Here is an 18,539-nt window from a genome sequence, read left to right on the forward strand (position 1 = left end):
CCGGGAGACGCCCGCCCTAGAAGGCCGGCGGCACCATGCCTACCGGGAAGCCCCCCAGGCGCAGGGTGCCATCCTTGAACGACAGCGCGAAGGTCACCCCCGGCCGCCCATCCACCGGACCTGGACGCCCGACCATGGCGAGCGCACCGACGATGGGCGAGAGCTCGCTGGGGATGACGCCGGCGCGATCCAGCTGCTTCACCAGGTCGTTCAGACCGGAGAAGCCGAGATCGAGATTGCCATTGAGGCGCCCCTGCGGATCAAGGCCCAGCACGCCCTTGGCCGAGGCGGAGAGGTTCGGCGCCGACACGGTGAAGCGCTCCAGCCGCGCCACGCCACCGGCCGCCGCCCAGGCCCGCAGCCGCTGCACCAGCGGCATGGGTCTCAGGTCCGCAGCGGCGGTGACGATGCCCTGCACGGTGACGTCCACCGGCCCCTCGCTGCCAGCCTCCTTGAACAGCGCGCTTTCGCCACCGTTCAGGCCGAAGGCATAGTCGAGCGCATCCGGCCCCGCCTTGCCCGGCAGCCGCCGCACATGGAATTCCAGCAGCCGCGCCATGAGCAGCGGGCCCTGCGGCGCGCCCACCGCTTCCGGCTTCTCCAGCACCGGCTCGTGCGCCACCAGGGAAAAGCGCTGCGGCTGGCCGCTCAGATCACCCACGCCGCTCATCTGCAGCAGGCTCCACCGCGCCAGATAGGCCGCGCCGGTGGTGAGATCCTCCACCCGCGCCGGCCCGGTGAACTCCGCCACGATATGATTGGGCGCCCAGATCTGCGCCACGGTGCGCGACGACACGGCCGTGACACGCATCGCATCGCCGCCGCGGGTCTCCAGGCTCGGCGTGGCGCAGGTCAATTCAAAACGGAAGGGGAACCCTCCCAGTCGCCGGTCCGGACAATTCCACACCCGCCCGAGCTTGGCCTCGCGGCCCACCCAGGCATCGAGCTCATGCTCGGCGCGGTTGGCGGCATAGACCCACACCGCGCTCCACCCCACCGCCAGCAGCACCAGCAGCGCCACGGGCGCGATGACGATCCAGCGCCGGGCACGGCTGCGGCGGGGAGGCTTGGAAGGCTGATCGGCGGCCGTCATGGGGATCCTTGGGGGCTGATCCATGGGGAACAACTGGAACCGGCGCACGGCCGGCGACCGCCTCGCGAATCGCGGGGGGTCCCTTGCAGCCGGGCGCCCACGCTGTTAGGCGACGCGGGGTTGCAACTGTCAACGCCGAGAGCATCGCCGAACATTATGAGCGAAGTGCGGGAGCCTTGCCACGACCACTGGGTGTTCGCCTATGGCTCGTTGATGTGGAACCCTGGGTTCCCCTTCGAGGAGCGCTGCGAGGCGCGCCTCATCGGGGCCCATCGGGCGCTGTGCGTCTATTCCTTCCACCATCGCGGCACGCCGGAGCGGCCCGGGCTGGTGTTCGGGCTGGAACGCGGCGGCTCCTGCCGCGGCATTGCCTATCGGGTCGCGCCGGCCCATTGGCCGGACACCCATGCCTATCTCACCGCGCGGGAACAGATCTCCGGCGTGTATCTGGAAACCACCCGGCGGGTACACCTGCTGGATGGCTCGCGCCGCGCCGCCCCGGCCATCGCCTATCTGGTCAACCGGGGGCACAGCCAATATGCCGGCATCCTCGATCGCGAAGAGCAGCTGCGGCTGGTGCGGCGCTCCCACGGACAGTCCGGTCCCAATGCGGATTATGTGATCGCCACTGTCGGCAGCCTCGAGGCCATGGGACTCGCTGATCCCGAACTCAGCTGGATCGCCCGGCAGCTGCGCCACCCGGCCCATCCCGCCGGCGACGCCCCCTAGCCAGCACGCCCGGCGCGCGGCGCGACGGTTCACGCCTCATATCGGCAGGAGAGAGCCGCGCGAGAAGCGCGCGGCACGACCGGCGCTGTAAGCCACCGTGGTGCACAACCCCGTCCCGCCCGCACGCGCTGTAGCGCCCGGCCGGTGTGGGTGGTCGTCCCCCTCAGGCGGCGTGACGGCCACCACAGGGCGCCGGCAGCAGGCCGGCAAAGCGGGCGCGACCCTCGGAGCCGCGCGGCCGTCCCTCGCCGGCGCGGGCATCCACCGTGCGCGGCTGCGGCGCCGGCCGGTTGAGATAGCGCCGCAGGCCTTCCGCCTGTTCGTCTTCGCCCAGCACATGGATGTGGATTTCTTCCGCATCCAGCCGCTGCGCCGCCTGACGGGCCACCTCGCCGGCCGGGCCCACCCACATGGCGATGGAGCCCGCCGGGGTGCGCCGCGCGACGATGGCGACGGCATCCGGATAGTCCGGCGCCGCATCGGCGGGATAGACCGAGAACACATGCCGCGTACCGTCGGTGTCACGCCAGAAGCGATAGCGCGCGCCAAGGGCGCCATGCTTCAGGCCGCTGAGGCAGCCGGCATCGGACAAAGGGGTCAGGAGCGAATCAGTCGCGTTCATGGGAACGAAACTAGAACACCCAAGAATCCCGATCAAGAGTTTTCCACAGGGGTGGACAGCGGGGATCCCGCCAGCCGGTCGGCCAGCTCCTTCGGCGCCCGCGCGCCGAGCTCCCGCAGCCCGGCTTCGAGCAGGCGGTCGCTGGCCCCTTCGATGTCGTGCTCCAGGCGCGCCATGAAGTCGGCGCGGCCCAACCCCGCAGGGATCGGCGGCAGGATCTCGACCCGGATCGTCCCCGCCCGCTTGGTGATGGCGCGGCGCGGCCAGAACAGGCCCGAATTGAGGGCGATGGGCAGGCAGGGCACGTCGAGGGCCCCATACAGATGCGCCACGCCGAACTTGTAGTCGGGCGGCGCCCCCGGCGGGCGGCGGGTGCCCTCGGGAAAGATGAGGATCTGCCGCCCCTGCCCCACCTCGACCCGGGCCGCCCGGGTCATGGCCTTCAGGGCCGACATGCCGGCGCTGCGGTCCACCGGAATCATCCCGGTCTTGGCGAGGAACCAGCCGAACACGGGAATGCGGGTCAGTTCCCGCTTGAGGATGAAGGCGGGGTCGGCGAACAGCGGCAGCAGCGCGAAGGTCTCCCACGCCGACTGGTGCTTGGCGGCGATCAGCAGCGGCCCGGGGGGAATGTTCTCACGCCCGCGGATCTCCACCCGCGTGCCGCACAGGAGCCACAGAAGGGTGTTGTTGGTGGCTACCCAGTACCGCACGGCGGTCCGCCACAGGGCCGCGCGGGAGAGGAAGGGCAAGAGCGGCGTGAACGCCAAGAGATAAAGCGTCGTCACCAGAAAGAAGACCATCTGGAACACGAACGAACGCAGCGCCGTCACCGGGCAAGCTCCCCTCCGCCGGCATCAGGGCGAAACGCGCGCCTCGGCGGGGGCGTGCGACCGCGCGGCGTCGGCCTCGGCCACGGCTTGCGCCGGGCGGATCTTCGCCTTAGCCATCATGTACTTCAAATATTCCTTGAAGAGCAGCTTCAGGGTGGCGGGATTGCGCCACCATTGCTCCGCCTCCATCCGCGAGGTGACCACGGGATAAGCCACCAGCTCCACATCGGGCAGGGAGCGGTTCAGTTCCACCAGGGCGCGCGGCATGTGCCAGGCGGAGGTCACCACCACCAGCGAGCGGAAGCGCTGGCTGCGCGCCCATTCGGCCGCCTCGATGGCATTGCCCCTTGTGTTGAGGGCCTTGTGGCCGAGATCGATGCAGCAGGTCAGCAATTCCTCGCCCGATGGCAGGGTGCGCTTGAGCTCGAGCGGAGAAGTGATGGGATTGACCCCGGTGATGAGCAGCCGCCGCCCCCGCCCCTCCGCCAGCAGATTGACCGCGTCAGCGATGCGCGAGGCCCCACCGGTGAGCACCACGATGGCGTCGGCGGGCTTGATCTGGATGGGCTCGCGCACCGGGATCTGCGTCAGGAAAGCAAGGAAGCCGGCGAACACCGTCAGGCCACCGAGACCCACCAGCAGCACCACCGCGATGAGACTGCGGCGCAGCAACTGGCGGCGCCAGCCACGACCCGGCGCAGGCGCAGGCCCAGCCTCGGCCTGTGCGGCCGCGGTCAGCGCGTCGTGCTCCTCCGCCGTGCGCCCCTCTTCGTTGCGATGCTCGGATCGGCCAGGGGGCGACAAATCAGTCGCGTTCATACCCCAACCTTGCGGGCTGAATGCGGCGGCGGCGAGGACTTCACCGCCGCATGCGCGACGGCTGCGGCCTTCATTGGATCGTTCTCAACGTACGGTAAACGGTGATGCGCGACGTGAGCGCCGTCGCCAGGGCCACCACCAGCACCGCGCCGGCAATGCCCACGAAGCCCCAGATGCCGGGGTTGAGCCAGCCGAGGAAGGTCGGGTCCTCCGGATCGCCCACCAGCCCGAAGCGCGGCAGGCCGACGATGGCGCCGAACAGCAGCGCTGCGGCGCAGCCGCCGATCACCCCGCCCTGGGCGCCGATCTTCAGGAAGTGCCGCTGGAACTGGGCGGCGATGAAGCCGTCGCGGGCGCCGACGAAATGCAGCACCTCCACCACCGCCCGGTTGGTGGCCACCGCCGCCCGGGTGGCGAACACCACCGAGAGGATGGTGGCGAGCCCCACCAGCACCAGCAGCACCACCCCGGTGAGCACGACCCCTTCCGCCATGGCGCCGAGCCGGCGCGACCACAGGCGATGATCATCCAGGGAGGCGGTGGGAATGCGATCGGACAAGGTGCGGCGCAGCTTGGCGAAATCCACCGCCGCGCCGGGCGCGAGCTTCACCACCACCACCCGCGGCACCGGCAGGTCGCCGAGGTCGAGCCCGGCGCCGAGCCACGGCTCCAGCAGCCGCCCGGTTTCCTCTGTGGAAAGGATATGGGCATCGGTGACGCCGGGCGTGGTGCGGGCGATCTCGGCGGCCTGCTGTACCTGGGCGTCGGTGAGCTTGCGGTCGCCGGCGCGGATCTGGATGGTCACCTCGCGCGTCACGTCCGAGCGCCAGTGGCTGGCGGTGGAGCGCACCGCCAGTGCCGCGCCGATGGTGAGGGAGGCGAGAAAGGTCATGATGGCCACCACCGCCACCAGCGCCCGGCCGGCGATGGTGGCGCCGGGCACGATGGAGGTCTGCGGCCGCGCCTTGGGCGGGCGCGGCGCGCCCTCGGCGGCCTTTGGCGCGCCGTTGGCGGGGGCGGTGTCAGTCGTAGACATAGAGGCGACCGTCCGCGATCACGAGGCGCCGGGCGTCGTACTGGTCCATGAGCGCGATGTCATGGGTGGCCAGCAGCACGGATGTCCCGGTGCGGTTGAGTTCGATGAACAAGCGCAGCAGCCGCCGCGCCAGCGTGGGATCCACATTGCCGGTGGGCTCGTCCGCCAGCAGGAATTCCGGCCGGCCGATCAGCGCCCGGGCGATGGCCGCCCGCTGCTTCTCTCCCCCGGACAGCACCGGCGGCAGCACGTCCATACGATCGCCCAGGCCCACCCAGTGGAGCAGTTCGGTGACTTCGCCGCGATAGCTCGCCTCCTCCTTGCCGAGCACCCGTAGCGGCAGGGCCACGTTCTCATAGGTGGTGAGGTGGTCGAGCAGGCGGAAATCCTGGAACACGATGCCGATGCGCCGGCGCAGCACCGCCACCTCGTCCGGATCGAGCGAGGACACGTCGCGCCCGAACAACGTGATGAGGCCCCGGGTCGGCCGCAGCGACAGGAACAGCAGGCGCATCAGGGTGGTCTTGCCCGCGCCCGAGGGGCCCGTGAGAAACTGGAACGACTTCGGCGCGATGCTGAAGGTCACGTCCTTCAGCACCTCCGAGCCCATCCCGTATCGCAGGCCGACATTCTCGAACCGGACCAGATGTTCCACCCTTCCCCCGAATCGTCCGTGGCAGTTGCGAAAGCAACATAGACGATGCCGGCGGGCCCGCCCACCGCCGGGCCGTGGGCGGCACCGGTGGTGCCAGGGATGGCGGTGGGCGGGCGGCGATCTGGACGGCTGCGGGCATCCGGTCCATGCTCCCCGCCTTGCTGAGAGGAACCATGTCCCTACCCAACATCTCCGTGCTGTATGACGAAAACCGCATTGCCGCGCGCAATCACGCCATAGCCGGCGAGATTGCCGCCATCGAACCGCAGAACCTGCTGGCGGTGGCGGTCCTGAAGGGCTCGTTCATGTTCGCCGCCGATCTGCTGCGGGCCATGCATGCCTCCGGCCTGGTGCCGGAAGTGGAGTTCATGCACCTGTCGTCCTATCGCGACGCCACCGTCTCCTCCGGCCATGTGGATATTCTGCGCGACCTGGAAAGCGACGTGCGCGACCGCGACGTGCTGCTCATCGACGACATCCTGGAATCCGGCCGCACCCTGGCCTTTGCCAAGGACCTGATCATGGCGCGGGGCGCGCGGCGGGTTCTGGTGTGCGTGCTGCTGGAAAAGCCCGGCAAGCGGGCGGTGCAGATCAAGGCCGATTTCGTCGGCTTCGAGTGCCCCGACGTGTTCGTGGTGGGCTACGGCATGGACGTCGCCCATGCCTATCGCCAATTGCCCTTTATCGGGCACATCCAGGGCCTGGAGTGAGCCGCCTCAGCCGGAGTTGCGCAGGCCCGCCGAAATGCCGTTGATGGACAGCTGAATGCCGTGCAGCACCTGCTCGGCATCGGTCCTCCCGGCGCTTTTTTCCCCTCGCCGATGTAGCTTCAGGAACTCGATCTGCAGGTGGTTGAGGGGATCGAGGTAAGGGAAGCGGTTGCGGATGGAGCGATCGAGGGTCGGGTTGCCCTCCAGCAGCCGCTCCTGGTCCATGATGGCGTTGAGGTGGCGCACGGTGCGTTCATATTCAGCCCGGATGCGGCCGAAGATCGCCGCACGCAGCGCCGCGTCCTCCACCAGCTCGGCATAGCGCGAGGCCACCGCCAGCGAGCTCTTGGACAGCACCATGTCCATGTTCGACAATTGGGTGCGGAAGAACGGCCACTGCCGGTACATGTCCTTGAGGAGCGCGAGCCCCTGCGGGCCACGGGCGGCGAGGAACGCCTCCACGGCGGCGCCGAAGCCATACCAGCCGGGCAGCATCAGCCGGCACTGGGCCCAGGAAAACACCCAGGGAATGGCCCTGAGCGCGGTGATTGCCCGCGTCTTGGTGCGCGAGGCCGGCCGTGAACCGATGTTCAAGGTGGCGATCTCGCTGATCACCGTGGAGGCCCAGAAATAGTCCTCGAACCCCTCGGTTTCGTAGACGAGGGCGCGATAGGCCTGGAACGCGGTGGCGGACATCTCCTCCATGGCGCTCAGGAAAGCGGCGCGCGGCGCGCTCTCCTGGGGCTGCAGCAGCGAGGCATCCAGGGTGCCGGCCACCAGCAGCTCCAGGTTCCGCCGGCCCACCTCCGGGTGGGAGTATTTCGAGGAGATGATCTCGCCCTGTTCGGTGATGCGGATCTGCCCGTTCACCGCACCGCCCGGCTGGGCCAGGATGGCATCATAGCTCGGCCCGCCGCCGCGCCCCACCGAGCCGCCACGGCCGTGGAACAGGCGCAGCCGCACCTGATGGGCGCGGAACACCTCGATGAGGCCGATCTCCGCCTTGTACAATTCCCAGCCGGAGGTGACGAAGCCGCCGTCCTTGTTGCTGTCGGAATAGCCGAGCATCACCTCCTGCTCCTGCCCCCGGCTCGCCACCAGCCGGGCATAGGCGGGCAGTGCCAGGGCCGCATCCATCACCCGGGCGCAGGCCTGCAGGTCGCCGATGGTCTCGAACAGGGGAATGATGTTCACCGCGCTGGTGCCCGCGGCGGTGACGAGGCCCACTTCCTTCAGCAGCAGCGCCACCTCCAGCAGGTCGGAGACGCTTTCGGCCTTGGAGATGATGGCGTTGGGAATGGCCAAAGGCCCCAGCGTGCGGTGGGCCTCCGCCGCGGCGCGGAAGATGGCGAGCTCGGAGCGCGTCTCCTCGGAATAGTCCACGAACGGCGAGGCGAGCAGCCGCGCGGTGCCCAGTTCCCGCACCAGCAGCGCCACCCGCGCCGCCTCGTCGAGGCCGGCATAGCCGGTGCCCGGCGCCACCTTCTCGAACAGCTCCGCCACGGTGCGCGCATGGACCTCGGAATTCTGCCGCAGGTCCAGGCAGGCGAGATGAAAGCCGAAGCAGTCCACCGCCCGCCGCAGCAGCCGCAGCCGGCCCCGCGCGAGGATCCGCGAGCCGTTGGCGCACAGGGAATGGTGGATGACATCCAGATCGGCCCGCAGCGCCGCCGCCTCGCCATAGGGCCGCGCCGACCCTGGCGCAGCGGCGCCGTCGAGGGTCAGCGCCGTGGCCCGCAGCCGCTGCAGGATGTGGGCGAGAACCAGCCGATAGGGCTCCTCGCGCCGGCTGAGGGAGGGATCGGTGGACGCCGCCGCCAGTGCCTCCAGCTCCGGCGAAACGCCCACCAGGCGGCCGGCGATGGACAATTCCGACGCCAGCGCCGTGAGCTCCGCGTCGTAATGGGCGAAGATGCGGGCCCGGTGCAGACGCATGGTCTGCTCGAGCACCTCGGCGGTGACGAAGGGATTGCCGTCCCGGTCGCCGCCGATCCAGCTGCCCATGCGCAGGAAGGAGGGCAGCTCCCGCGCGGCCGCAGGCGTCTCGCGCGCCCCGTCTCCGGTCACGTCCCCCGTGCCCTGCCGCGCCAGCTGGTCCTCCAGGGCGCAATAGAGGCGCGGCAGCTGATCGAGGAAGGTGTAGTCGTAATAGGACAGGCCGTTGGTGACCTCGTCCTGGACGGTGAGCTTGATCCGGCGCAGCAGCGCCGTCTGCCATAAGGTGAGCACGGCGCGGCGCAGGGCGTCGTCCTCCGCCTCCCGCTCCTCCGGGGTGGGGGCCACCCGTTCGCGCCGGTCGAGCAGAGCGGCGATTTCCATTTCCCGGTTCAGGGTGCTCTTGCGCCGCACTTCGGTGGGATGGGCGGTGAGCACCGGGCTGATGCGGGCGCCGGCGAAGACATCCGCCAGCACCTCGGGCGCGATGCCCCGCGCCGCCGCCGCATCGAAGGAGAAGCCGAGGCTGCCCGGCAGGGGCGGCGCACCGGCGATGGCGCGCGCCCGCGCCAGCCGGATGTGGTGCTGATCCTCGGCGAGATTGGCCAGGTGCGAGAAATAGGAGAACGCCCGGATGATCTCCACCGCCCGCTCCGCCGACAGGTGCGCCAGCAGCGCCTCGAGATCCTGGCGGGCGGCCTCGTCGCCATCGCGATGAAAGCGGATGGACGTCCGGCGGATCTGTTCCACCAGATCGAACACCACCTCGCCCTGCTGGGCCCGCACGGTGTCGCCGAGAATCCGGCCGAGCCGGCGGATGTCCGCCCGCAGGGGCAGATCGTCCAGGCTGTGGTTCTGGCCCTCGTCCATCGGCTCAGCGGCCAATGGCTCGGCGGTGTCGAACTGCGGCTCGTACCCCGTCATCCGCGCTCCCCCATTTCTGTCGTTGCACGTCAGTCTCAGGGAATTGATGGGATGGCGGAAGGCGTGAGATCAGCGCAGGGGGGCCGGCTCCGCCAGCGATGCCTTGGCGGCGCACGCCAGCAGCGCGAAGGTGGCGGCGAAGAAGTCCGCCAGCGCGTCATGGCCGAGCGCCGTCAAGACGCCGCCACCGCCGCCCTCGTCGCGCTCCACCAGCCCGGCCGCCTGGGCATCCTTCAGCAATTGCAGCACATGGGCGCGGGACACATGGAACCGCCGGGCGAGATCCGCGATGGAGGGGCTGGGCTGGGCGCTCGCCTGCGCCACGTGCAGGGACAAAAGCACCATCAGGCCGCTGTCGCGATCGGCGAGGTCGGCCAGCAGCGGCGCGTGGTCCAGCACCCGGAAACCGGAGCGGAAGCTGTCGCCGAGGGCGATGGCCAGGCGGTTGAAGAAGGCGGGATCATCGAGCCGGGCCGCCACCGTGGCCACCTGCGGATCGATCTGCGAAATGGCCTGGAACTGGCTCACCCAGCGCTGCCGGTGCAGCGCCAGCATTCGCGCCGTGGGGGCCAGCGGCTTCGAGCGCCGGTCGCCCCCCTCTTCCACCGGGGCGAGGTAGCCGCCCCAGCGCATCAGCGCCAGCATGGCCTTGGCGCGGCCCCGGCTGCACACGCCGGTTTCCGCCGCCAGCGCCGCCATGCGTCCGACGGTCAGGCTGCCGCCCTGCACCTCCGGCAAAGCATGCAGATAGAGCGCGAAGAAACCGAACAGCGTGCGCCCGCGATCATTCAACACCCGGTTGAGCAGACGGTTGCCCGTGTAGAGCGCGGCGAGCGCTGCCGCGCTCGACGTCATGGCGCGGGCGAAATCCGGATGGGCCTTGAGCCGCTCCAGTGTCGCCGCGCTTACCCCATCCACCAGCCATGCGGGCGCCGGCGCCGCAGCGCCGGCCGCCCATTGCTTCACCCCAATCACGATGCCCCCCGCACGGGCTCACCGCGCGCAGCCCTCGACCTGCGGCGGAACCTCACCTGATCCCCACGACCACGAAAAGGGCACAATCGGCCCATTGCGGTCAATGTTCGTCATTGAGATGCCCCCGTCACCTGCCTAGCGGTGGGGCGTTCCTCCTGTCACGAGGCAGATCATGAAACGGATCGCCCTTTCCGCCCTGGCGGCGCTCGGCCTGCTGGGCCTGGCGGCCCCCACCGCGGAAGCCGTTGTCTATTGTAAGAGCGTAGGTGTGCCCAAGGGCTGCGTGGCGCGTCCGGCAGCGCCGGCGGCACGGGCCGCGGTGCACTGCACCCGGCCCGGCTATCCGGTCGGCTGCGTGCCCGGTGCCGGCGCGCCGGGCGTTGGCGTCACCCGTGGCGTCGGCGTGGGTGCCCCCGGACCGGGCGTCGCCCCGGCCAATGCCGGCGGCCCCGTCAACCGGGTCGGCATCCGCTGACGCCCGTTCCCACCGCATCACAGGAGACAGAAGAGTGATGAAGACGTTCGTTTATGCGTGCGCCACCCTCGGCGCGCTCGTGGCCGCCGCCCCGGCCTTCGCCGACCAGGCCGCCGCCACCAAGTGCGCCTCGGGCCTCGATGCCAACGGCCAGGCCATCTATGCGGCGGCGGCGCCGCAGGCGGCCTCCACCTCCGACCTGCGCGGGCTGATCACCAGCGTCACCAAGTCCCTGGTGACCGGCGGCACCGTGCCCATGGGCGCCGCCCGCGGCGCGGCGGAAGCCGCCGGCACCTGTCTCGCCAAGCTGCGCTGAGACCACGCGACAGGGGCGCCGCGCGGCCGGCCCTTGCCGGAACCGCGCGGCGCCCGTTATGGAGGGGGCACCCCTGATGCCCCGCTTGGGGCGGAGCCCTGCTGATGCCGCTCACGCCCGATGCCCTGCTGGCCCTCCTGGCCGCCCACCAGATCCCGGCCGAAACCTTCGATCACCCACCGCTGCACACGGTGGCGGAATCCAAGCTCCTGCGCGGTGTCGTTCCCGGTGCGCAAACCAAGAATCTGTTCCTGCGGGACAGCAAGAAGAACTACTTCCTGATCTCCCTGGCCGCCGATGCCGTGGTGAACCTCAAAAGTCTGCGCGAGCCGCTCGGCGCCCGCGGCTCGCTCTCCTTCGCCAGCCCGGAAGCCTTGTTCGAGCGGCTCGGCGTGCTGCCCGGCTCGGTCACCCTGCTGGCCCTCGCCAATGATCCGCAGCACACCGTCACCGTCGGCATCGACGCGGCCCTGCTGGCGGCCGATGCCATCGGCTGCCACCCGCTCACCAACACCCGCACCACGGTACTGACGCCCGCCGCGCTGCGCGCCTTCCTGGCGCTGACCGGCCACAGCCCCATCCCCCTGGCGCTGGCGCCAGCCGCCTCGGACGCGTCGCCGTCCGCCTGACAGCGCCTCGGGACGCCGCCCTGCCAACATTCCTGAAGGCTGACGCCGCTTCCATGCGCGGGGGCACGCGCGCCCCGCTTCGACGCAAAAACGGCGGGGCGAGCGCCGATCCACACAGGATCCGACGCCCACCCCGCCGATGCCGCAGTGGCCCGCCCGGAGCCCGGGCGGGGAAGCTCAATTGCCGCCGTCGAGCAGGCGGCGGGCGATCACCTGGGCCTGGATTTCCGCCGCGCCCTCGAAAATGTTGAGGATGCGGGCGTCGCACAGGATACGCGACACCGGATATTCCAGCGCGAAGCCGTTGCCACCATGGATCTGCAGGGCGTTGTCCGCCGCCGCCCAGGCAACGCGGGCGCCGAGCAGCTTGGCCATGCCGGCCTCCAGATCGGTGCGGCGCCCCTCATCCTTGGCGCGGGCGGCAAAATAGGTGATCTGGCGGGCGATCATGGTCTCCACCGCCATCATCACGATCTTGTCGGCCACCCGGGGGAAGGCGAACAGCGGCTTTTTGAACTGGATGCGCTCCTCGGCATATTTCAGGCCCACCTCCATGGCTGCCTGGGCCACGCCCACGGCGCGGGCGGCGGTCTGGATGCGCGCGCTCTCGAAGGTGGTCATCAGCTGCTTGAAGCCCTGGCCTTCCTCGCCGCCCAACAGATTAGACGCCGGCACCGTGAAGCCGTCGAAGCCGATCTCATATTCCTTCATGCCGCGATAACCGAGCACCTCGATCTCGCCGCCGGTCATGCCCTCGGCCGGGAACGGAGTCTCGTCAGTGCCGCGCGGCTTTTCCGCCAGCAGGATGGACAGGCCCTTGTAGCCCGGCTCGTTCGGATTGGTACGCACCAGAAGGGTCATCACGTCGGCGCGCACCGGATGGGTGATCCAGGTCTTGTTGCCGGAGACCTTGTAGACATCGCCCTCCTTCACCGCGCGGGTGCGCAGGGAGGCAAGGTCCGAACCGGTGTTGGGCTCGGTAAACACCGCCGTGGGCAGGATCTCGCCGGAGGCGATCTTGGGCAGGTAATGGGCCTTCTGGTCCGCAGTACCGCCGGCCAGGATCAGTTCGGCGGCGATCTCCGAGCGGGTGCCCAGCGAGCCGACGCCGATATAGCCGCGGGACAATTCCTCGGTGACCACGCACATGGCCTCCTTGGGCAGGCCGAGGCCCCCGAAATCCTCCGGAATGGTGAGGCCGAACACACCCATCTCCGAGAGCTGGGCGATGATCTCCAGGGGGATGTACTCGTTCTTCAAGTGCCATTCGTGGGCATGGGGCGCCACTTCCGCTTCCACGAAGCGGTGCATCTCCGTGCGCATGGCCTCCATGGTCTCGTCGAGACCCGCCTCGCCGATGGTGCCGGTGGGATGGGTGGTGCGGATGATGTCGGCGAGGGCGGCGCGGCTGGCGGTGGTGTTGCCATGGGCCAGCAGCTGGGCGATGGCCGGTTCGGCCGCCAGCTCGGAGATGGTGGAGATAGGCAGGTAAAGGTCGGTGAGCCGGACAATCTCGCCCTGGCTCATGGGAATGCCGCCAAGGATCTGGGCGACATACTCGCCGAGGCCGATCTGCACGATCAGCTTCTCGGTGGCGCCGAACTTGCCCATGTCGGCCAGGCGGTCGGCATAATGGACCAGCTCGCGCACGGAGAAGACATAGGTGGCGAGCCAGGCAAGGCCATGGGTGGCGCGCTGCTCGCGCTCCAACAGCGCGGACGAGATCTTGCCGCCCTCGCTCACCTTGGCGCGAATCGTGGAGGTCGCTTCCGCCAGCAGTTTCTCCAGCGTGTCCGTCGCCACCCGGCCGAGGGCGACCGCATCGATGGGGCTCTGATCGAGCGGACGGAGGGCAGCGGTGGCGGACATGGACGATCTTCTCCCATTCGTTGTGCAACGCGAAATCTATCCTTGCCCCGGAACCATTCCAAGGCAATGGCAGATTGAATCCCGATAGAATTACCCCTCACTCGCCGCTGGCATCCATCTCGGCCAGGCGCTGGGCGAGGTCGTCGAGATTGTCCCGCACATGGCCGCAGGCGGAAATGGCGGCAAACAGCGCGGTCAGCTCGGCGCCGCCCATGCTGTCGAGATTGCCGGCGGCATTGAGCCGGTCCACCTCCCCCTGGAGGGCGCTCACCGCCGCCCGCGCCGTCAGGGCCGCGCCGGTGACATCCACATCCTTCTCACCGTCCAGCCGGCGGGCCAGGGTGGACATGTAATCGGCGAGCCCCGCCACCGCCGCGTCGAGGTGCGGCGACACCAGCGCCACCAGCGGCGCCGACAAGGTGGCGTCCGCCCCGCGCAGCAGGATGATCACCGAATGCCACAGCCGCCGGCAACTGCGCACCACCGGCGTGGGATCGGAATAGCCCGACAGGGCCCGCTCGGCCTTCGCCTCGGCGATACGCGCGTCGGCGGCGCGCAGGGCATTGCGGGCCTGGGTGTTGAGACTGTCGATGCGCGCCGGGTCGAGCCCCCGCCCCAAAACCCCGTCGCGCCCCAGCGCCAGCAGCGTGCCGCACAGCCGCACCGCCGTGGCGCAGTGGGGAAACAGGAAGAACAGGGCGCGGGCCGGCAGCACCAGAAGCGCGCACAACACCCCGACCACGCCGCCCACGCCGATCTCGAACACCCGGTGCAAACCCGACACCCACGGATCCAGATGGGAGGGATCGGACAGCACCACGATCACCACCGTCACCGGCGCCAGCTTGTACTTGGCCGATTTCGCCGCCAGCGTGCTGGTGACGAACACCGCCACCGCCAGGGTCAGGAAGGTGAGCCCCATGGACGGGCCGGCGATGATGGCCGCCACCACGCCGACCACGCCGCCCACCACCGTGCCCAGGGCGCGGTCCACCGCCACCGAGAGGCTGGCGCCGATGGTGGATTGCACCACCAGCACCGCCGTCAGCACCGCCCAATAGCCGTTGGGCAGGCTCAGTCCATAGGCGAGGCCATAGGCCGCCACCGCCGCCACGCCGGCGCGAAAGCCGAGCTTGTACTGGGCGGGCGTGAACAGCTTCAGAAGACGGGTGAGAACAGGGCTGGACATGGGCTCCCTCGGTGGGACCGGCCGAAGAAGACCAATGGCACGGTCCGGCGGCGGCCTCCCGTTACGGCAGAACAGGCGGGGCCGGCAATCTAGCATGCTCCCACCGGCACGCACCGGCAGCGGTGGCGACATCCACATGCGACGGCGACCGAGAAGGCGGAGAGCAAGGTGGAGAACGGAGTGACTTGCCATCCGCAGCGGAAAGCCCGATGTCTCGCGCAACCGGGAGCCGACATGCTGCGCCGCACCCTTCATATCGTTCTCGACGCGGTGTGGACCTTCACCGCCGATGACGGCTGGGCCATCGCCAGCCACATCGCCCTGTCGGCGCTGATGTCGCTGTTCCCCTTCCTGATCTTCGTGACGGCGCTGGCCGGCTTCCTGGATCTGCGGCCGCTGGCCGACGAAACCATCCAGATCATCCTGGAAAGCTGGCCCCGGCAGGTGGCCCAGCCCATCGCCCACGAGATCCACAATGTGGTGAACCAGGTGCGCACCGACGTGCTCACCTATGGCGTGGCCCTCGCCATCTACTTCTCCTCCAACGGCATCGAAAGCCTGCGAATCGGCCTCAACCGCGCCTATGGCGTGAAGGAGATGCGCGCCTGGTACTGGCTGCGGCTGGAATCCATCGGCTATGTGATGCTGTCGGCGGCGGCCATCCTGGCCCTGTCGTTCCTGGTGGTGCTGGGGCCGCTGCTGTGGCAGGCGGCGGTGGCGCAGCTGCCGGCGCTGGCGCCGTTTTCCAGGATCGTCACACTGGCCCGCTTCGCCGCCACCTCGATCATCCTGGTGGTGGCGCTGCTGGTGGCCCACCTTTGGTTGCCGGCAGGGCGGCGCAGCCTGGGCGAGGTGGCGCCGGGCATCCTGGTCACCCTGGTGTTGTGGCTGGTGGGCGCCTCGGCCTTCGGCACCTATCTCGCCGAATTCCCCGGCAATTACGTCTCCACCTACGCCGGCCTGTCGTCGGTGATGATCGCCCTGGTGTTTTTGTACCTCACCGCATCCATCTTCGTGTTCGGTGGCGAGTTCAACGCGGCCATCGCCCGCGATCGCCAAGCCCGCCGGCCGGCGCCCGCCGGGGAACAGGCGACGGCACCCGGGACCCCATGACCGGGACCACGCCCAAGCCTGATGGGCGCCAATCGGCCACCGCGCTGGCGGTGCAGCGGGGCGTGTTGCGCCACCTGGCCGCCCATGGATGGGTGGGGATCACCGAATTCGCGCTCGCCTCCGGCCGGCGGGCCGACGTGCTCGCCATCGACGGGCGGGGGGAGATCGCCATCATCGAGATCAAGTCCTCGCTGCAAGATTTCCGCAGCGACGGCAAATGGCCGGAATATCGCGCCTTCTGCGACCGTCTGCTGTTCGCGGTGCCGGCCGATTTCCCGGTGGAGGTGCTGCCCCAGGACGTGGGCCTGCTGCTGGCCGATGGCTTCGGCGCCGCGCAGATGCGGGAGGCGCCGCGCCATCCCCTCGCCCCGGCCACCCGCAAAGCCCTGACCCTGCGGCTGGCCCGCACCGCCGCCAGCCGCCTCACGGCGCTCCACGATCCGGCCCTGCTGCGGCAGGATCTGTGACGCCGGCGCGGCGGGTCGGCTTCGCCTCAGCGCGGCGCGCGCTTGGCCAGGATGCGCTGCAACGTGCGCCGATGCATGGACAGCCGGCGGGCGGTCTCCGAGACATTGCGGCCGCACAGTTCGTACACCCGCTGAATGTGCTCCCAGCGCACCCGGTCGGCGGACATGGGATTTTCCGGCGGGTGCGGCTTGTGATCACCGCTGGCCATCAGCGCCGCCACCACGTCGTCGGCGTCGGCCGGCTTGGCGAGATAATCGACGGCGCCGAGCTTCACCGCCGTCACCGCGGTGGCGATGTTGCCATAACCGGTGAGCACGATGGCGCGGGCGCCCGGGCGCTGCCGCTTGAGGGCGGAGATGACATCGAGACCCGAGCCATCGCCGAGGCGCATGTCCACCACCGCATAGGCCGGCGCCGCCTCATCGACGCGCGCCAGGCCATCGGCCACGGTTTCCGCGCTGGTCACGAGGAAGCCCCTGGCTTCCATGGCCCGCGCCAGGCGCTGCAGGAAGGAGCGATCGTCATCGACGATCAGGACCGTGCGGTCTTCCCCCACTTCGAGCGGCGTCGTCTCATTCATCGTGATCTGTCCTCGTCGACCTGCTGCGCGGCCCGAGCCCGCGCCCTGAGTGCAATGGCACCGGAACCCTGTGCCGGCTTTTACCCTTGTTTAGAGGCAGAATAGCCCGCTCCGCGTCCGTTTGTCGCGTCATGTTCCGCTTCTATGGCCAATGCCGGGCGCGGCCAAGTGATCCGGATCAATGCGCCGGTCTGCGGCGGCGGCCGGTTCTCGAAGGTGAGGCTGGCGCCGGTGCGCTCCAGCAGGGTCTTGGCGATGAAGAAGCCGAGCCCGAGTCCACTCTCCTCATCCTCGTCCTGGCGGTCGCGGGCGCGGGAGGTCACATAGGGCTGGCCGATGCGGGCGCTCACCTCCGGGGAGAAGCCCGGCCCGTCGTCCTGCACCACGATGACGAGGCTGGAGGGCGTCCACTCAGCGGCGATGTCCACCCGGCTGCGGGCGAAGTCCACCGCATTCTCCACCAGATTGCCCAGGCCATAGAGCAGGCCCGGGTTGCGGTTGATCACCGGATCATCGGCGTGTTCCAGCGCCTCGATGCCGATGGTGATGCCGAAATTGCGGTGCGGCTCCACCACCTCCTCCAGCAGCAGGCGGATCGGCATGCGGTCGAACGGCGCATCGCCGGAGCGCAGCGAGGTCAAGGTCTGCAGAATGTCGCGACAGCGGCTGACCTGGTCGCGCAACAGCGCGACATCCTCCGCATAGGGGTTGTCGGGCGGCATGGAGCGCTGCATCTCCTTCACCACCAGAGCGATGGTGGACAGCGGCGTGCCCAGCTCGTGGGCGGCGGCGGCCGCCAGCCCGTCGATGGCCGACAGATGCTGTTCGCGGGCCAGCACCAGTTCCGTCGCCGCCAGCGCGTCGGCCAGTTCCCGCGCCTCCTCGGCGATGCGCCAGGCATGCATGCCGATGAAGCCGATGGAGACCGTGAGCGCCACCCAGATGCCCGCGAGATAGAGGTCCGGCAGCACCGGCACCGCATCCCCCGCCCAGGGCAGCGCCCGGGCCCAAAGGCCGACCGCCCCGGCGCAGGCCGAGGCCAGGATGCCGAGCAGCACCGTCGTGCTCCACGCCAGGCCGGTGGCCGAGATCATCACCGGCGCCAGATAGAGCAGCGCGAATGGATTCTTGAGGCCGCCGGTCAAGTAAAGCAGCGCCGTCAGCTGCAGCAGATCATAGGCGAGCAGCGGCCCGGCAGCGGCGTCCGACAGGCGCCGGGCCACCGGATACTTGGCCCGCAGCAGCACATTGACCAGCGCCGAAAGAATGACGACCGCCAGGCAGGAGCTCAGCGGCAGCTGAAATCCGAGCAGCAGACTGACCACCACCAGGGCCGCGATCTGCCCGGTGATCGCCAGCCAGCGCAGACGAATCAGAGTGTCGACCCGAAGTCCAAAGGACCGCCCATGCAGAGGAGGGGCGAATGCTGGATTCATCTCATTCACTTTCACGCAAGGTTCGGCGCGTAACACTCAATGTCGCAAAGCGCGACAATGTGACATCTTGGCCATAGTGCGAGATGAGATCCCGCCTATGTCTTTGGTTGGCATTGACCGCGATGGAAACAGG

At 69.4% G+C, this 18,539-nt stretch carries 19 protein-coding genes; 7 read left to right on the forward strand and 12 right to left on the reverse strand.

All coding sequences use genetic code 11. The features are described from left to right. Positions 1–16: 16 nt before the first annotated feature. Positions 17–1,093, reverse strand: coding sequence for a DUF2125 domain-containing protein (locus tag ACU4E7_RS02875; protein WP_447020586.1), 1,077 nt, complete (start codon positions 1,091–1,093; stop codon positions 17–19). Between the two features lie 156 nt (positions 1,094–1,249). On the opposite strand from ACU4E7_RS02875, the gene ACU4E7_RS02880 reads away from it, so the two are divergent. Next, on the forward strand, positions 1,250–1,822 hold the full coding sequence (locus ACU4E7_RS02880; RefSeq protein WP_447020587.1) for a gamma-glutamylcyclotransferase: 573 nt from the start codon (positions 1,250–1,252) through the stop codon (positions 1,820–1,822). Positions 1,823–1,985: 163 nt separating this feature from the next. Here ACU4E7_RS02880 and ACU4E7_RS02885 read toward each other — a convergent pair whose 3' ends face one another. From ACU4E7_RS02885 to ftsE, 5 genes are all read right to left on the reverse strand, one after another. Next, a complete protein-coding gene (locus tag ACU4E7_RS02885) occupies positions 1,986–2,444 on the reverse strand; it encodes a hypothetical protein (RefSeq protein WP_238120550.1) in 459 nt (152 codons plus the stop codon). 32 nt (positions 2,445–2,476) lie between these two features. Beyond that, a complete protein-coding gene (locus ACU4E7_RS02890; RefSeq protein WP_447020588.1) occupies positions 2,477–3,277 on the reverse strand; it encodes a lysophospholipid acyltransferase family protein in 801 nt (266 codons plus the stop codon). Positions 3,278–3,301: 24 nt separating this feature from the next. Next, the gene (locus tag ACU4E7_RS02895; RefSeq protein WP_238120548.1) at positions 3,302–4,096 is read right to left on the reverse strand and encodes a YdcF family protein; all 795 of its coding nucleotides are present in this window, start codon (positions 4,094–4,096) and stop codon (positions 3,302–3,304) included. Between the two features lie 70 nt (positions 4,097–4,166). Then, entirely contained in the window at positions 4,167–5,132 is a 966-nt protein-coding gene (locus ACU4E7_RS02900) for a cell division protein FtsX (RefSeq protein WP_447020589.1), read from the reverse strand. Further along, positions 5,119–5,778 (reverse strand): cell division ATP-binding protein FtsE, encoded by a 660-nt coding sequence (ftsE, locus tag ACU4E7_RS02905; protein ID WP_238120893.1) that lies wholly within the window; start codon positions 5,776–5,778, stop codon positions 5,119–5,121. Before ftsE ends, ACU4E7_RS02900 begins: the two co-directional genes overlap by 14 nt. Before the next feature lie 182 nt (positions 5,779–5,960). Between ftsE and hpt the strand changes: the two genes are divergently transcribed. Continuing rightward, entirely contained in the window at positions 5,961–6,497 is a 537-nt protein-coding gene (gene hpt / locus ACU4E7_RS02910) for a hypoxanthine phosphoribosyltransferase (protein WP_238120546.1), read from the forward strand. A gap of 6 nt (positions 6,498–6,503) precedes the next feature. Here hpt and ppc read toward each other — a convergent pair whose 3' ends face one another. Then, a complete protein-coding gene (ppc, locus tag ACU4E7_RS02915) occupies positions 6,504–9,302 on the reverse strand; it encodes a phosphoenolpyruvate carboxylase (protein WP_447021579.1) in 2,799 nt (932 codons plus the stop codon). 123 nt (positions 9,303–9,425) lie between these two features. Then, complete coding sequence (locus tag ACU4E7_RS02920) at positions 9,426–10,331, reverse strand: hypothetical protein (RefSeq protein WP_447020590.1); 906 nt, start codon at positions 10,329–10,331, stop codon at positions 9,426–9,428. A 172-nt stretch (positions 10,332–10,503) separates the two neighbouring features. Here ACU4E7_RS02920 and ACU4E7_RS02925 point away from each other — a divergent pair, with 172 nt between their 5' ends. From ACU4E7_RS02925 to ACU4E7_RS02935, 3 genes are all read left to right on the forward strand, one after another. Further along, a complete protein-coding gene (locus ACU4E7_RS02925; protein WP_238120544.1) occupies positions 10,504–10,806 on the forward strand; it encodes a hypothetical protein in 303 nt (100 codons plus the stop codon). 37 nt (positions 10,807–10,843) lie between these two features. Then, positions 10,844–11,122 carry a hypothetical protein gene (locus ACU4E7_RS02930; protein ID WP_238120543.1) on the forward strand — a complete coding sequence of 93 codons (279 nt, stop codon included), beginning with the start codon at positions 10,844–10,846 and terminating at the stop codon, positions 11,120–11,122. Between the two features lie 104 nt (positions 11,123–11,226). Continuing rightward, complete coding sequence (locus tag ACU4E7_RS02935) at positions 11,227–11,751, forward strand: prolyl-tRNA synthetase associated domain-containing protein (RefSeq protein ID WP_447020591.1); 525 nt, start codon at positions 11,227–11,229, stop codon at positions 11,749–11,751. 177 nt (positions 11,752–11,928) lie between these two features. On the opposite strand, the gene ACU4E7_RS02940 is transcribed toward ACU4E7_RS02935, so the two are convergent. Continuing rightward, the gene (locus ACU4E7_RS02940; protein ID WP_447020592.1) at positions 11,929–13,620 is read right to left on the reverse strand and encodes an acyl-CoA dehydrogenase family protein; all 1,692 of its coding nucleotides are present in this window, start codon (positions 13,618–13,620) and stop codon (positions 11,929–11,931) included. 97 nt (positions 13,621–13,717) lie between these two features. Further along, a complete protein-coding gene (locus ACU4E7_RS02945; protein WP_447020593.1) occupies positions 13,718–14,809 on the reverse strand; it encodes an FUSC family protein in 1,092 nt (363 codons plus the stop codon). 234 nt (positions 14,810–15,043) lie between these two features. On the opposite strand from ACU4E7_RS02945, the gene ACU4E7_RS02950 reads away from it, so the two are divergent. Further along, positions 15,044–15,922, forward strand: a complete 879-nt coding sequence (locus tag ACU4E7_RS02950) for a YihY/virulence factor BrkB family protein (protein ID WP_447020594.1) — start codon at positions 15,044–15,046, stop codon at positions 15,920–15,922. Next, the gene (locus ACU4E7_RS02955; protein ID WP_447020595.1) at positions 15,919–16,389 is read left to right on the forward strand and encodes an MmcB family DNA repair protein; all 471 of its coding nucleotides are present in this window, start codon (positions 15,919–15,921) and stop codon (positions 16,387–16,389) included. The genes ACU4E7_RS02950 and ACU4E7_RS02955 overlap by 4 nt, the downstream gene beginning before the upstream one ends. A gap of 26 nt (positions 16,390–16,415) precedes the next feature. On the opposite strand, the gene ACU4E7_RS02960 is transcribed toward ACU4E7_RS02955, so the two are convergent. Together ACU4E7_RS02960 and ACU4E7_RS02965 are read right to left on the reverse strand one after the other, a co-directional pair. Further along, positions 16,416–16,970: an ActR/PrrA/RegA family redox response regulator transcription factor gene (locus tag ACU4E7_RS02960; RefSeq protein ID WP_238120537.1), complete on the reverse strand. Its 555-nt coding sequence runs from the start codon at positions 16,968–16,970 to the stop codon at positions 16,416–16,418. 80 nt (positions 16,971–17,050) lie between these two features. Beyond that, a complete protein-coding gene (locus ACU4E7_RS02965; RefSeq protein ID WP_238120536.1) occupies positions 17,051–18,406 on the reverse strand; it encodes an ActS/PrrB/RegB family redox-sensitive histidine kinase in 1,356 nt (451 codons plus the stop codon). Positions 18,407–18,539 lie beyond the last annotated feature (133 nt).

This window comes from Xanthobacter sp. ZOL 2024 (assembly GCF_052932325.1).

Excerpts from the sequence above, each read along its gene's own strand:
- ppc (WP_447021579.1), bottom strand. The coding sequence starts at position 9,302 with ATGGACGAGGGCCAGAACCACAGCCTGGACGATCTGCCCCTGCGGGCG.
- ACU4E7_RS02885 (WP_238120550.1), bottom strand. The coding sequence starts at position 2,444 with ATGAACGCGACTGATTCGCTCCTGACCCCTTTGTCCGATGCCGGCTGC.
- ACU4E7_RS02935 (WP_447020591.1), top strand. The coding sequence starts at position 11,227 with ATGCCGCTCACGCCCGATGCCCTGCTGGCCCTCCTGGCCGCCCACCAG.
- ACU4E7_RS02925 (WP_238120544.1), top strand. The coding sequence starts at position 10,504 with ATGAAACGGATCGCCCTTTCCGCCCTGGCGGCGCTCGGCCTGCTGGGC.
- ACU4E7_RS02895 (WP_238120548.1), bottom strand. The coding sequence starts at position 4,096 with ATGAACGCGACTGATTTGTCGCCCCCTGGCCGATCCGAGCATCGCAAC.
- ACU4E7_RS02940 (WP_447020592.1), bottom strand. The coding sequence starts at position 13,620 with ATGTCCGCCACCGCTGCCCTCCGTCCGCTCGATCAGAGCCCCATCGAT.
- hpt (WP_238120546.1), top strand. The coding sequence starts at position 5,961 with ATGTCCCTACCCAACATCTCCGTGCTGTATGACGAAAACCGCATTGCC.
- ACU4E7_RS02875 (WP_447020586.1), bottom strand. The coding sequence starts at position 1,093 with ATGACGGCCGCCGATCAGCCTTCCAAGCCTCCCCGCCGCAGCCGTGCC.
- ACU4E7_RS02965 (WP_238120536.1), bottom strand. The coding sequence starts at position 18,406 with ATGAATCCAGCATTCGCCCCTCCTCTGCATGGGCGGTCCTTTGGACTT.
- ACU4E7_RS02880 (WP_447020587.1), top strand. The coding sequence starts at position 1,250 with ATGAGCGAAGTGCGGGAGCCTTGCCACGACCACTGGGTGTTCGCCTAT.
- ACU4E7_RS02950 (WP_447020594.1), top strand. The coding sequence starts at position 15,044 with ATGCTGCGCCGCACCCTTCATATCGTTCTCGACGCGGTGTGGACCTTC.
- ACU4E7_RS02960 (WP_238120537.1), bottom strand. The coding sequence starts at position 16,970 with ATGAATGAGACGACGCCGCTCGAAGTGGGGGAAGACCGCACGGTCCTG.
- ACU4E7_RS02945 (WP_447020593.1), bottom strand. The coding sequence starts at position 14,809 with ATGTCCAGCCCTGTTCTCACCCGTCTTCTGAAGCTGTTCACGCCCGCC.
- ACU4E7_RS02900 (WP_447020589.1), bottom strand. The coding sequence starts at position 5,132 with ATGTCTACGACTGACACCGCCCCCGCCAACGGCGCGCCAAAGGCCGCC.
- ACU4E7_RS02955 (WP_447020595.1), top strand. The coding sequence starts at position 15,919 with ATGACCGGGACCACGCCCAAGCCTGATGGGCGCCAATCGGCCACCGCG.
- ACU4E7_RS02930 (WP_238120543.1), top strand. The coding sequence starts at position 10,844 with ATGAAGACGTTCGTTTATGCGTGCGCCACCCTCGGCGCGCTCGTGGCC.